Raw genomic sequence first — 11,955 nt, 5'->3', positions numbered from 1 at the left:
GATAAACAGTGTTTACATGGTTAATCAACAAAGGAAAGGAGCTACTCTACAAAATGGGCTTAATTTCCGGTATTAAGAAGGTCACCGACAATCGAAAGATTACCATTGATGAAGAATCATATAAGCAAATAGACATTTGGAAAGCGATTTATAGCGGCCATTTCAGCGAATGGCACGACCTTAAATATCAAACGGTAGAAGGACAGAAACAGCGCCGTATGGCATCGTTGAACATGGCGAAAGTGGTTACTCAAGAAATGTCTTCTCTTATTTTTAACGAGAAATGTTCTATTAATATATCAGACGAAGCGTTGTTCGATAATATCAAGAACGTTTTAGATGATAATAACTTCTATAGAGAATTTCAGCGATACCTTGAATACATGTTATCGCTTGGCGGCATGGTGATTAAGGTGTATTACAATGAAGGGATTAAATTATCGTTTGTTACTGCAGATTGTTTCGTTCCTGTATCATGGGATAACAACAAAGTAACAGAGGGTGTGTTTATTAACGAGTCTACAAAGGCTGGTAAATATTACACGCTTTTAGAATGGCATTTAATCGAACGAACAAGTGAAGGTCCGCAGCACGTAATTAAAAACGAACTGTATGTAAGCCGTAATAAAGGCGAATTAGGTGTGAAAACAGGGTTAAAAGAACTATACGAGGACTTAGAAGATGAGGTAAGAATCAAAAATTTATCGCGTCCTACCTTCGTATATTTCAAACCTAATACAGCAAATAACCTTGATTTGTATTCTCCTCTTGGAATTTCGTTGTACGGTAACTCTTTAGATGTTCTTAAATCGCTTGATATCGCGTTCGACAGCTTCCAAAGAGAATTTGTGTTAGGTAAGAAGCGTATTATTGTACCTGCTTCTGCTATCAAACATGTTGTTGATCCGATATCTGGTATGTCACATCGTTACTTCGATAGTTCTGATGAAGTGTACGAGGCGATGAAGATTGAGGGAGACCAACGTATCCATGATATCTCAGTAGAATTGCGTGTGGAAGAGCATACAGCGGCTATTAACGCTCTATTAAATTACCTATCAATGCAAACAGGATTCTCAACAGGCGCATTTAGCTTTGATGGTCAAGGAGTTAAAACAGCTACTGAAGTTGTTAGTGAAAACTCTAAGACATTCAAAACAAAACAATCTCACGAAACAATATTAGAAGATTGTCTCAGGGACTTAGTTGACGTTATTGTTGATATCGCAGTTTTATACGACGTATTTAAAACTACTGAAGACTACGAAGTAACAGTAACTTTTGACGATTCTATTGCAGAAGATCAGGCATCTGAAATTAACAAACAGATTCTACTTGTTACAAACGGTTTAACAAGCAAAATAAAGGCTCTGATGAAGATCCACGGAATTTCTGAAGAAGAAGCCGAACAACTGCTAAAACAGATTATAGAGGAAAACAGGATGGCTATGCCAGAGAATGTTGACTTCTTTAATTTAGAAGGGAATCCAAAGCAGCAACCAACTAATAACGGAGGTGAGTAATAAATGGCTTTACCTCCAGAAAAATCACAGCAGCTTTCTTTATTCGTAGTTGAGATTTATAACGCGATAGAAGAAGAGCTGCTTTTAAATATGGCTAGAATGTTAAAGTATGATATGCCTTTATTATTAGTAGCTGAAAACGGCGACCAGTACCAACACTGGCGCATGGTACAGCTGAATAAGTTAGGTAACTTAGATAAACAACAATTAGAGACTCTTGCGAAGCATAGCGGTAAAACAGTAGAAGAAGTAAGGGCAATGCTCAAAGCTGCTGGTTCTGCTGCTATTGCTGATCATGAAGATATCTACAATCAAGCTATTAAATTAGGCTTATTAGAAGTAGCGCCTCCAACAGCCACTAACGCTACTTTAATTGGTATTCTGAACGCATACGTAAATCAAGCGCTCAGTACCTTGAATCTCGTCAATACGACGATGTTAAAACATTCTCAGCAAATGTATCTAGATGTTTTAAATACAACTGTCGGTAAGATGCTTGCTGGCACTATAACGCAGCAACAAGCTGTCAGACAGGCTATTTCAGAATGGTCTAATAAAGGAATTCCTGGTTTTGTTGATAAGTTAGGGAGGAAATGGAGTGCTGAAGCCTACGTAAATACGGTCTGCCGCTCGACTAGTAACAACGTAGCTAATGAAATGCAAGATGAACGCATGAAAGATTACGGTGTTGACCTAGTTGAAACAAGCAGTCATATGGGCGCTAGACCGAAATGCGCTCCATATCAGGGGCGCATCTTCTCTATGAGTGGTAAAAGCAAAAAGTATCCTGCTTGGTCCACAACCTCTTATGGAGATCCAGCTGGAATACTTGGTGTTAACTGCCGGCACATTAAATATCCCTATATACCTGGTATGTCAACGCAAAGAAATAAGCCGCAAGACTTTGCGGAAAATGATCGTGTGTATCAAGAGAGTCAGAAACAGCGCTCTCTTGAAAGAGACATCAAAAAGGCGAAGCGCGAAGTCATGTTATTAGAAGAACTTGGCGATAAAGAGGGCGTTAGACTAGCAAAACAAAAAGTATCGCAGCGTCAAGCTAACATGAGGGACTTTATTAAAGCTACAGGTCGAACAAGACGCCCTGAAAGAGAGAAAATATATACAGTATAGGAGTGTTTCTTATGAAAAACACGATTACACAAGATGATATAAACAATATTTTAGAACGAACACAGTTCACAGTTGAAGAGTTTCACAGTAAATGCACGGTCGTTGTTGCTAAATTACCGAATGGATTCATATTAACAGAGTCAAGCGCATGTGTTGATCCAGTTAATTATGACGTGAATATCGGCACTGAAATATGTAAGAATCGTATTGTTAATAGAATTTGGGAATTAGAGGGATACAGATTACAATGTGAAGTTTCGAAAGGAGCTAATTAATATGAAAAACAAATATCGCTTACGTTTAACAAATATGCAGTATTTTAATGATCTAACACCACCTGCACCGGAAGGAGGTGACCAAAGTGTAACACCGCCAGTAAATCCAGTTACCCCACCAGCTGCTCCACCTGTCGTAGATACGCCACCTGTACCACCGGTAGTCTTTACACAAGAACAGTTGGATGCAGCAAAAGCAGAGCAACAAACAGCACTTTTAAAACAATTAGGAGTGGAAAACGTTGATCAATTGACGCAGACGCTTACTGATTGGAAAGCTCACCAAGAAACACTTAAAACTGATCAGGAGAAGCAGCAAGAGCAGCTTACTAACTATCAGAACCAAGTGAAAGAGCAAGAAGGTACGTTGTTCAATCTTCAAGCTGAAAACGCCGCTATTAAAGCAGGCATTACAGAAGAGAAGAATTTAAACGCGGTCATCGAGCTTGCGAAGTTAAAAGTAACAGACGATGTAGATATCACTGCTGCTATTGCGCAGGTTATAGCAGACTTCCCGCACTTTAAAGGTACAGTGGAACAAACGCCACCAGATAACGGCAAACCGAAACCAACTTTCTCTAGTGGTCAACATCAACAACAATCGATGACCGAATCGGATAAATGGGCTGCTGCGTTCGGAGTTAACAAGCAATAGGTTTTACTAAGTCATCTTTTATAGATGGCTTTTTGTTTTACTAAAAACAATATATCAAAGGAGAGGTTTTATAAATGGCTACATTAAACTACGCTACACAATATCAGGAAGTATTAGTTCAAAAGTTTTCTCAAGGATTATCTTTCGCTGCTTTATATAACACGCCTAATAACGCAATTGTTAAATGGACTGGAGCGAAAACAATCCAAATCCCACGTATTAAAGTTGGAGGTTACACTGACGTTAACCGTGATGCAGCAGGTAATTACACTCGTCGTGTTGACAATTCTTTTGAACCTAAGACTCTTGGTCATGACCGCGAATTCCGTACGTTAGTTGATCCAGTTGACGTTGACGAGACGAATATGGCTGTTACAATTGCGAATATTACTCGTGTATTTAACGATGAAGAAGCAGTTCCTGAACACGACAAGTATATGGCTTCTAAATTATATGCAGAATTCACGGGAGCTGGAAAAACAGCCAATACAACTGCACTTACTCCTGAAAGCTTCTTAGAAGTATTCGACCAAATGATGTTAGAAATGGACGAAGCAGAAGTTCCACAAACAGGACGTCTACTTTACATTACACCTGCTGTTAAAAAGATTGTAAAAGCAGCTAAAGATTTGCAACGTAAATTAGATGTTGGCGGAACTGGTGAAAAAGCTGCTAACCGCGGTATCTATTCTTTAGATGACGTTACAATCATTACTGTACCATCTACACGTGAAAACAGCTTACAACTTTACTAATGGCGCTGTACCTGATGCAACTGCAAAACAAATCAATATGATTTTAATTCACCCATTAGCTATGGTAGCTCCACAACAATACGAATTCGTTAGCTTAGATCAACCATCTGCTACAACTGGTGGTAAATACTTCTACTACGAGCGTAAATATTGGGACGTATTCATTTTAGGCGCTAAAGTAGATGGCGTTAAATTCAACATTACTGCTGAGTAAGAGAGGCTTTTATAGCTTCTCTTTTTCTTTTATATAAGAAAGGAATGGTGTAAATGAGCAACACAGTAAAAGTAAAACGTTTAAACAAAGTATTAAACATTGATAAAGACTTCTTGGCTAGTTATCTGAATGACGGTTTCGATCAAATTAATGACGAAGGTAAAATCATTAAGCGCGCTACTGGAGGCCGTAATATTTCAGTGCAAGAGTACAATCAAGCACTTGATAAAATCGATGCGCTAGAAGCAGAAATTGCTGAGTTGAAGGCACCTAAAAAATCCGTTGCTAAGTAGGTGAAAGTATGCCTTATATAACTGTTGATTATTACAGGAATGAATACGAAGGGACTCCTATTGCTGATGATACGATGCTGAAACGGATGATTAAAAGAGCCTCTGATGTAATTGATCAAATGATTCATTACAAATTAGAAGGTGTTGATTTTGATTCGGTAGCTCCATTCATTAAGAAACAAGTAATGAAAGCTACTGCTGCTCAAACTGAATTCCTTGCGTTATACGGCGAAACATCATCAAATGTCATGATAGAGACGCCTGTTATGCAGGTCGGGAAGTTCCGTTATGGACTATTAAGAGGCGGTAAATCTGAAGGTGTATCAACTGTTGACCCTAGTTTCTCTCATGGTGCAATCAAGTTCTTAGAGCCTACAGGTTTGCTTTACAGTGGGGTGGGGACGCGATGATCAATCTTATTCCTATTCCGTTGCATATGCTCCCCCATACAGTTGAGTATCATGAATACATTGGTGAGGATGACATTTGGGGTGGTGGATCTGCTTCATATGCTGCGCCTATCGTTATCGAAAGAGTGCGTGTGCAACCGAATGAGAAGGTGTATAACGCTACAACAGGCGATAGTGTGACATTCCAATCCATTCTATTCCATGACTCTATCAACTCAGCTCATCCTAATCAGGTTTTCAAAGAGAAATCAAAGATCGTGTGGAATGGAAAAGAAATGTTCATTAAAGAGGTTGAACCGCTTTATACAACTAATCCTAACAGGCCCCATCACACGGAGTTGTACCTGCGATGATTAGGGTTAACGTGCGAGTTAATACTTCTCAAACTGAATCTAACATTAGGAATGCTGTTGAAAAAGCACAGTTCGCGTTAGACCAACAGGTACTAAAGGACAGTAATTATTATGCTCCTGAAGATACTACAGAGCTAAAACGATCTGGCATCAGGTATAGCAGACCAGGCGAAGGGCATGTCGGGTGGGATACGCCGTATGCAAGACGCTTGTATTACAATCCGCAGTACAACTTTTCTAAAGATGTCAATCCTAACGCGCAAGGCTTATGGTTCGAAGCTGCTAAGGCTGCTCATATAGCAGACTGGCAAAGAATCGTCAAACAAACAATGGAAGAAAACATATAGTAGGTGATCACATGAAATGGTTAATAGAAAGCGTGATCAAACATTTAACCTTTGTTTTACCTTCGAGTACTATTTACGCACCAATCAAAGCAAATGTATTGGACGTAGGGACCAATAGCACACCAAGAAAGAGCATTGCTATACGGATAACCCCATCTGCTCCAGGTGAACAGTACTTCGAAGGTGAAACGATACGCAAACAATTTCAAATACTCGTTAAAAGCCCTAATGGATTAGAGGCTATGTCAAGCATCGATGCTATTGCAGACGAGCTTCATAACCTCCACAAACGCAATTTTCATAGTATTGATACATCTTATGAGCTCATTACGATGGAAAAGTATGTGGAGCCTAACTGGGTCGATAAAACAGAGGCTAACGAGCAAATATATACAGCTTTATTTACTGCTGAACTAGAAAAGGGAGGATGACCGAATGTCATTTTTATTAAACCACGGTTACAAATTTAAAGTTAATACGTCAACTACAGGCACGAAAAAAATGGAACCTATCGCAAAAGGTATTACGTCTGTAGATCCTGATAACAACGAAGAGTCTGATGAAAACTACTACTATGACGGTGGCGGCGCTGCTGAACGTGATATCACTGGGTTCATGTTATCTTACGGATTTGAAGGACACCGTTTCTACGGAGATGCAGCTCAGGACTTTATCTTCAGTAAATTAAATAAAGTCGGACCTGAGCGTAAGGTTGACTTCGAGGTAACAGAGCCGAACGGAGACAAGTGGGAAGGTAGAGCAACTTTATCAGAAATCAAAGCTCCAGGTGGAGACGCAAATGCGAAAGGTGAAATTGAATTTACCATTTCATTCGATGGTATCCCAACATTCACTAAAGCTGGTGAAGTAACTCCCTAAGGTATGGATGAGTCGTGTTCAGCGACTCTCCGCCTTTTAATAAACGGAATCATAAAAATATAAAAAATGGAGTGTGGATTATATGTCACAAGTATTTCAATTTAATTTCGAGAAAACGTATAAAGAAGTAGATGTAGCAGGTAAATTGTTTAAAGTAGAATTCAATGATGATGCGTTAAACCGTTACCAAAAATCTTTAAAACGCTTCAAGGCATCTACAGAAGAATTACAAAATGCAGCTACTGATTACGAAAAAGCTACTGATTCAGAAATTGACGCGTTATCAGAAAGACAAAAAGAAATCACAAAAGATGTTGTAGATACATTTTTAGGTAATGGTGCTTTCGAAGAGTTATATGACATCGCAGGACGTTCCGTAGCGAATTTATTAAGTCTTGTTCATTACTTAAATGATCTATATGCAGAAGAAACATTAAAAAAAACAAATGAATCGCAGTCAAAATACTTAGCTAACCTTAAAAAGTAAGGTGGTCAGTAATGTTTAAACTTACTGATAGAAATAGAGATATGTATCATTGGGCAGGTGTCGATATCGAATTGAATCTGTCTTTTGATAATGTCCTGAAAATTATGGAATTATTCGACGATGAGACCATTAGTAACAGAGCGAAACCGAACATCGCTTTATTGATGCTTATCGTTGATCATAATCTTCTTAATCAGCTTAACTGGCAAGGGAAAGAGAAGCTTATTGTTGAAATCTTCAAAGATAAATTGAATATTGATTTAATGTCAGATAAGAAAACCAATGAGATGACGGAAACACTAGAAGATCCGTTAAATGAAGAAGAATCTCCGGAAATACCCGTGGTTAATTTCACGTTAGACGCAGAAATGATATATGCGTCTTTTTTGTATGACTACAATATCAATTTATTTGAACAACAAGGGATACTGCAATGGGGAGAGTTTTTAGCGTTATTTAATAACCTGTCCGAAAAGACGCCGATGCGTACAGCGATACACTATCGAACGTGCGAAATACCTAAGAAAGATAAGCATAATGCTGAAGAACGAAAACAAATTAAGAAAATGAAAGAGCGGTATGAACTTCCGGAAGCTAAAGCCATTAGAGAAGAAATGGAGTATAAGGCGTACCTAAAAAGATTAGAGGCGCAAAAGAGGCAGGTGACTTCAAATGGCTGACGGACGTGTTGATATAGAAACCAGGTTAGAATCAGGTAATATCAGACGAGATGTGCAAAGAGTGAATAACGAATTAGGGAGAATCGGTTCCAATATGAACCGTACAGCTCGTGATATGCGTAACACGATGGGTCGAGAAATGAATGGGATGGTAGGCGACTCAGAGTATTATGCTCGGAAGTATCGTCGCGCCTATGGTAACGAGATAGGTGGGTTAATGCACGACATGGGCGGTTCATTTAAATACATGTCTGCAGAAGCTCAGAATATGGTGTTTGAAATGATGGAAGGTTTTCACGCTCAGAAAATGGCAATGATTCCATTCAAAGAAGATCAAATTAAGGCTACTTACGGATTCTATAAGATGGCCCAAGCCTCTAAAGACTTTCAAGGAACGAATCAAGAGTTCATAAATCAAGCTAATGAAATAGGGAAGGCAATGAAGAAGTCTCAAGACGACCAAATAAACGCCAATCGTTTAGCAATGATGGGGATGCTTGAGACTATGGGTGTTATGAACGCAATGAGTTCCCTGGCATCTAAGACTACAAAAAACTTAGATCAAATGAAAAACCCATTGTACAATACCGCTAGACCAGCGCTCGCATTAGTTGACAGCCTTGATAAAGTTGCGCGTAGTGGTTCAGCTGCACAAATAGCGTTAGAGTTACACGGACCACAGGCAAGTATGAAAACATTAACAGATGAAACAATGAGACTTAATTCAATCATGATGGGAATGCCAATCCTAGCGATGGGGGTTGGAATGTCTGCCTACTTCATGTACGGCGCTCTACACAAGGCTAACATGGAGCTAGACCCTAAATATGCCAAGGCCTATAACGATATGATTGAGAAGTTAACGAAAGCTTTAGAACCGATGAGGCAGGCATTTACTGCTGTTATGGTGCCTGTCTTTAATTTTGTCACAAAGCTTGCAGAAATGACTATAGCATTCAATGAGGCCCACCCTGCAATGGCACGATTCATACAAGGTACCATCATGTTAGTTCCCGCATTGATGGCCCTTATGTTACCTCTAGGTCTTGGTGTCGGATACTTTAGAGGATTGAGAGCAATCCTATTTGCCTTACGACCTATAATAATGCCTATTGTTACAGCATTTGCTACTATGTCAACACCTGTATGGATACTTGCTGCTGCTATAGCTGGGTTAACAGTTGGATTCACGCACTTTTACAAAACCAACGAGAAATTTAAGGGTTTTGTAGATGGGACTATTAAGTCAATCAAAGACTTCAGTAAGAATCTTGTGGAAAATGGCAAGGAACTACTTAACAACGCCTACAAATCTGATATGGTACAAAACTCTATTAAAGCTATGCAGAATGGATTAAATGTAGCAGGTCAGAAATCTAAAGAGTTCGGCCTTAACATGCTAAACATGGGGAAATACTTGTATGAGACTGCCAAGTCAGGTGACGCAATGAATGAATGGGTGGGGCATCTACCTGAGAAGTACCAAAAGGCTGCAGAAGGTGTAGGAAAGCAGTTAGCAAAAATGAGAACTAGTATGATAAATGCAGGTAAAGCATCATTAGACTTTGGTAAAAACCTAGTATCAATGGGTAAGTACTTTGGTTACATCATGGTTGACGGGGACTACTATAACGACTGGATTACACATCTACCTGAGACATGGCAAGGAACTGTAATGAAGATAGGTGCACAGATGTCTAAAATGCGAGATAACTTCTTGTCAACTATTCCTGCTGTTAAGAAGTTTGGCAACAATTTGCTGTCTCTAGGTAAATATTTTGGTTACATTATGGTTGATGGTGATCAATACAATGACTGGGTTACTCACTTACCTGACTCATGGCAAGGTACAGCATTAAAGATTGGCACATCGTTATCTAAGATACGTCAATCTACGATAGACTGGGTTAGTCAAACGGCCCAGCAATCTGTACGACTTGGAGTCACAACGAAAGATATGGCATCATACTTCTACGAGGTAGCTAAATCAGGGGACTTTGCTAATGCTTCCTTAATGAAATTACCAGTTAACATGATTACAACAGTTAAGTCTTTAGGTATCTCATTAGCTGAGATGAGGGCGAATTTCTTAATGTCATTCCCTGTAATCGGTCAGTTTGGTCAAAACCTACTTAACTTAGTAAGGTATATCGGTCAAGTAGTACTAACTGGTGATATCATGAATGGATGGTTAACAACGATGACTGGTGGGTTCCAGAACTTCGCTATTGGTATCGGCACTGCAATTGAACAAGCTAAAGCAACTATAGGCGCATTCATTGAAGCTGTACGCTTAGCGTTAGGTGGAGATACATCACAATTAGCGTTAATGTTCCAACAAATTATTCCTACACTTATATCAATCATTATCGGTGGATTCCCCGCTCTGATATTTACAGCTGGAAGAATCATCTGGTCAATCATTGAGGGTATAGACGTTAATATCCCAATGCTTCTACAAAAAGGTATTGATATGTTAGTCGGATTCATAGCATCAATGGTATCTTACCTACCGCAAATCATTCAGTTTGGCATTGACGTAATTAGTAGATTAATTGACGGTTTAGTTATCGCGATCCCTGCAATGGTAGAGCAAGCAGTAAACGTTATAACTACACTTATTAGTACGTTGATTAATGGAATCTTACCTCATATACCTTCACTTATTAACTCTGGATTAGACATCTTAACAAACATCATTAAAGGTATCTTTGACAACCTACCTAAAGTAACAGGTGCAGCGTTAGACATCATTGATACGCTACTAAAAGGAATATCAGATGTACTACCTGATGTGCTTAATATGGGTGGGACAATTCTTAAAGAATTAGCTAAAGGTATCAAGGACAAAACACCTGAGATGGCTGACGCAGCGATGAAGGCAATTGAGAAGTTCTTAGACCAAGTCAAAGAGAAGCTACCTAGCATCTTGGAGAACGGTATCAAAATTCTTAAAGAACTAATCAAAGGTATCGATCAAACGGTCCCTGACTTAATTGACTCTGCTATGAAAGGTATTACTGCTTTCTTAGAAGAGATTAACAAACGTATGCCTGATATTATGGAAAAAGGTGGGGAAATCCTCACGATGCTTATCATAGGTATAATTGCGGCAATACCTGATTTGATAATTGGTATCGGTGAAGCTATGTGGAACATTCTAGTCGTAATCAATGATAACTATCCTAAAATGAAACGAGCAGGTAAGGAAATGCTGTGGAACTTCATAGAAGGATTCTGGTCTTGGGTAGGTAATCTATCTCAAGAACTACAAAAATTAATCGATGGTTGGATTATAAAAGCGTTTTCCAAATCGTCTACATGGTTGGTGAGTTCAGGTAAAGATGTTCTTAATGGTTTAATCAAAGGCATGAGAGAAAAATATAATGAACTGAAGGAATGGGTAAGTGATATCGCTAATACAGTTCGTGAAGGTTTCAACTCTGCCATGAAAATTCATTCACCTTCTCGTGTTATGCAAGAATCAGGGAAATGGACTGTTTTAGGTTTAACTAACGGGCTTGCTGAAAATGCATATCGCGCCGAGGATGCGGCTATATCAATTGCTAAAGCGGTAATGAACGGCTTGGATGTATTAACTGAAGATATTCAAATGGGCGATATTGTGTCAGGCGGTATCGATAGCACTGCTTTACAATCTTCATTTGCTAGTTCTAAGCGATTCGTAAACGATATGGTTAATGTTAATCCAACATCTCAACAGGTCGCTTATAAAGCACCAAAGCAAGAGCAACAAGTTAAAACAACATCTACAGATAATAACCAAAGTAATCAAGGTAATACGTACATCGTATTAGATAAAAAAGTCGTTGGAGAAGCATTAGCGCAACCTGTAGAAACTACGAATAACAGGCGAAAACAACGTCTTGCACAATTTAAACCAACTGTAACGCCTTCCTTTTAACTAAGGGGGCGTTTTTTATATAAAAAAT

The 11,955-nt window shown here is 39.0% G+C and carries 14 protein-coding genes and 1 pseudogene; 14 read left to right on the top strand and 1 reads right to left on the bottom strand.

Annotation, left to right across the window (positions count from 1 at the left end):
- Positions 1-8 precede the first annotated feature (8 nt).
- The 13 genes and pseudogenes from JFU02_RS04470 (at position 9) to JFU02_RS04410 (ending at position 8,002) form a co-directional block, all read left to right on the top strand.
- Positions 9-1,523 (top strand): phage portal protein, encoded by a 1,515-nt coding sequence (locus JFU02_RS04470; RefSeq protein ID WP_201070039.1) that lies wholly within the window; start codon positions 9-11, stop codon positions 1,521-1,523.
- A gap of 3 nt (positions 1,524-1,526) precedes the next feature.
- Positions 1,527-2,654 carry a phage minor capsid protein gene (locus tag JFU02_RS04465; RefSeq protein ID WP_201070036.1) on the top strand — a complete coding sequence of 376 codons (1,128 nt, stop codon included), beginning with the start codon at positions 1,527-1,529 and terminating at the stop codon, positions 2,652-2,654.
- An 11-nt stretch (positions 2,655-2,665) separates the two neighbouring features.
- On the top strand, positions 2,666-2,929 hold the full coding sequence (locus JFU02_RS04460; protein ID WP_144502657.1) for a Gp49 family protein: 264 nt from the start codon (positions 2,666-2,668) through the stop codon (positions 2,927-2,929).
- Between the two features lies 1 nt (position 2,930).
- Positions 2,931-3,584: a hypothetical protein gene (locus JFU02_RS04455; protein WP_201070034.1), complete on the top strand. Its 654-nt coding sequence runs from the start codon at positions 2,931-2,933 to the stop codon at positions 3,582-3,584.
- Between the two features lie 74 nt (positions 3,585-3,658).
- Positions 3,659-4,553: pseudogene (locus JFU02_RS04450) on the top strand (capsid protein).
- A gap of 53 nt (positions 4,554-4,606) precedes the next feature.
- Positions 4,607-4,846: a hypothetical protein gene (locus tag JFU02_RS04445; protein WP_201070031.1), complete on the top strand. Its 240-nt coding sequence runs from the start codon at positions 4,607-4,609 to the stop codon at positions 4,844-4,846.
- 8 nt (positions 4,847-4,854) lie between these two features.
- A complete protein-coding gene (locus JFU02_RS04440) occupies positions 4,855-5,256 on the top strand; it encodes a head-tail connector protein (RefSeq protein WP_098235009.1) in 402 nt (133 codons plus the stop codon).
- The gene (locus tag JFU02_RS04435; protein WP_098235008.1) at positions 5,253-5,609 is read left to right on the top strand and encodes a putative minor capsid protein; all 357 of its coding nucleotides are present in this window, start codon (positions 5,253-5,255) and stop codon (positions 5,607-5,609) included. Before JFU02_RS04440 ends, JFU02_RS04435 begins: the two co-directional genes overlap by 4 nt.
- Positions 5,606-5,956 carry a minor capsid protein gene (locus JFU02_RS04430; protein WP_201070028.1) on the top strand — a complete coding sequence of 117 codons (351 nt, stop codon included), beginning with the start codon at positions 5,606-5,608 and terminating at the stop codon, positions 5,954-5,956. The genes JFU02_RS04435 and JFU02_RS04430 overlap by 4 nt, the downstream gene beginning before the upstream one ends.
- Before the next feature lie 11 nt (positions 5,957-5,967).
- Complete coding sequence (locus JFU02_RS04425; RefSeq protein ID WP_201070025.1) at positions 5,968-6,387, top strand: minor capsid protein; 420 nt, start codon at positions 5,968-5,970, stop codon at positions 6,385-6,387.
- Positions 6,388-6,391: 4 nt separating this feature from the next.
- The gene (locus JFU02_RS04420; protein WP_098663963.1) at positions 6,392-6,835 is read left to right on the top strand and encodes a phage tail tube protein; all 444 of its coding nucleotides are present in this window, start codon (positions 6,392-6,394) and stop codon (positions 6,833-6,835) included.
- An 82-nt stretch (positions 6,836-6,917) separates the two neighbouring features.
- Positions 6,918-7,322 (top strand): hypothetical protein, encoded by a 405-nt coding sequence (locus JFU02_RS04415; protein ID WP_098663962.1) that lies wholly within the window; start codon positions 6,918-6,920, stop codon positions 7,320-7,322.
- An 11-nt stretch (positions 7,323-7,333) separates the two neighbouring features.
- Positions 7,334-8,002, top strand: coding sequence for a Gp15 family bacteriophage protein (locus JFU02_RS04410; protein ID WP_201070022.1), 669 nt, complete (start codon positions 7,334-7,336; stop codon positions 8,000-8,002).
- A gap of 561 nt (positions 8,003-8,563) precedes the next feature.
- Here JFU02_RS04410 and JFU02_RS32005 read toward each other — a convergent pair.
- A complete protein-coding gene (locus JFU02_RS32005; RefSeq protein WP_242488055.1) occupies positions 8,564-8,734 on the bottom strand; it encodes a hypothetical protein in 171 nt (56 codons plus the stop codon).
- Positions 8,735-8,978: 244 nt separating this feature from the next.
- Between JFU02_RS32005 and JFU02_RS04405 the strand changes: the two genes are divergently transcribed.
- Positions 8,979-11,927: a carbamoyl-phosphate synthase large subunit gene (locus tag JFU02_RS04405; protein ID WP_242488054.1), complete on the top strand. Its 2,949-nt coding sequence runs from the start codon at positions 8,979-8,981 to the stop codon at positions 11,925-11,927.
- Positions 11,928-11,955 lie beyond the last annotated feature (28 nt).

The organism is Bacillus sp. TH13, assembly GCF_016651175.1.
Taxonomy (GTDB): Bacteria; Bacillota; Bacilli; order Bacillales; family Bacillaceae_G; genus Bacillus_A; species Bacillus_A thuringiensis_S.
The sequence above is the reverse complement of the archived record's forward strand: the minus strand, read 5'-3'. Positions and strand labels throughout refer to the sequence as shown.

Excerpts from the sequence above, each read along its gene's own strand:
- JFU02_RS04420 (WP_098663963.1), top strand. The coding sequence starts at position 6,392 with ATGTCATTTTTATTAAACCACGGTTACAAATTTAAAGTTAATACGTCA.
- JFU02_RS04440 (WP_098235009.1), top strand. The coding sequence starts at position 4,855 with ATGCCTTATATAACTGTTGATTATTACAGGAATGAATACGAAGGGACT.
- JFU02_RS04455 (WP_201070034.1), top strand. The coding sequence starts at position 2,931 with ATGAAAAACAAATATCGCTTACGTTTAACAAATATGCAGTATTTTAAT.
- JFU02_RS04410 (WP_201070022.1), top strand. The coding sequence starts at position 7,334 with ATGTTTAAACTTACTGATAGAAATAGAGATATGTATCATTGGGCAGGT.
- JFU02_RS04445 (WP_201070031.1), top strand. The coding sequence starts at position 4,607 with ATGAGCAACACAGTAAAAGTAAAACGTTTAAACAAAGTATTAAACATT.
- JFU02_RS04430 (WP_201070028.1), top strand. The coding sequence starts at position 5,606 with ATGATTAGGGTTAACGTGCGAGTTAATACTTCTCAAACTGAATCTAAC.
- JFU02_RS04405 (WP_242488054.1), top strand. The coding sequence starts at position 8,979 with ATGGCACGATTCATACAAGGTACCATCATGTTAGTTCCCGCATTGATG.
- JFU02_RS04435 (WP_098235008.1), top strand. The coding sequence starts at position 5,253 with ATGATCAATCTTATTCCTATTCCGTTGCATATGCTCCCCCATACAGTT.
- JFU02_RS32005 (WP_242488055.1), bottom strand. The coding sequence starts at position 8,734 with ATGATTGAATTAAGTCTCATTGTTTCATCTGTTAATGTTTTCATACTT.
- JFU02_RS04465 (WP_201070036.1), top strand. The coding sequence starts at position 1,527 with ATGGCTTTACCTCCAGAAAAATCACAGCAGCTTTCTTTATTCGTAGTT.
- JFU02_RS04460 (WP_144502657.1), top strand. The coding sequence starts at position 2,666 with ATGAAAAACACGATTACACAAGATGATATAAACAATATTTTAGAACGA.
- JFU02_RS04415 (WP_098663962.1), top strand. The coding sequence starts at position 6,918 with ATGTCACAAGTATTTCAATTTAATTTCGAGAAAACGTATAAAGAAGTA.
- JFU02_RS04425 (WP_201070025.1), top strand. The coding sequence starts at position 5,968 with ATGAAATGGTTAATAGAAAGCGTGATCAAACATTTAACCTTTGTTTTA.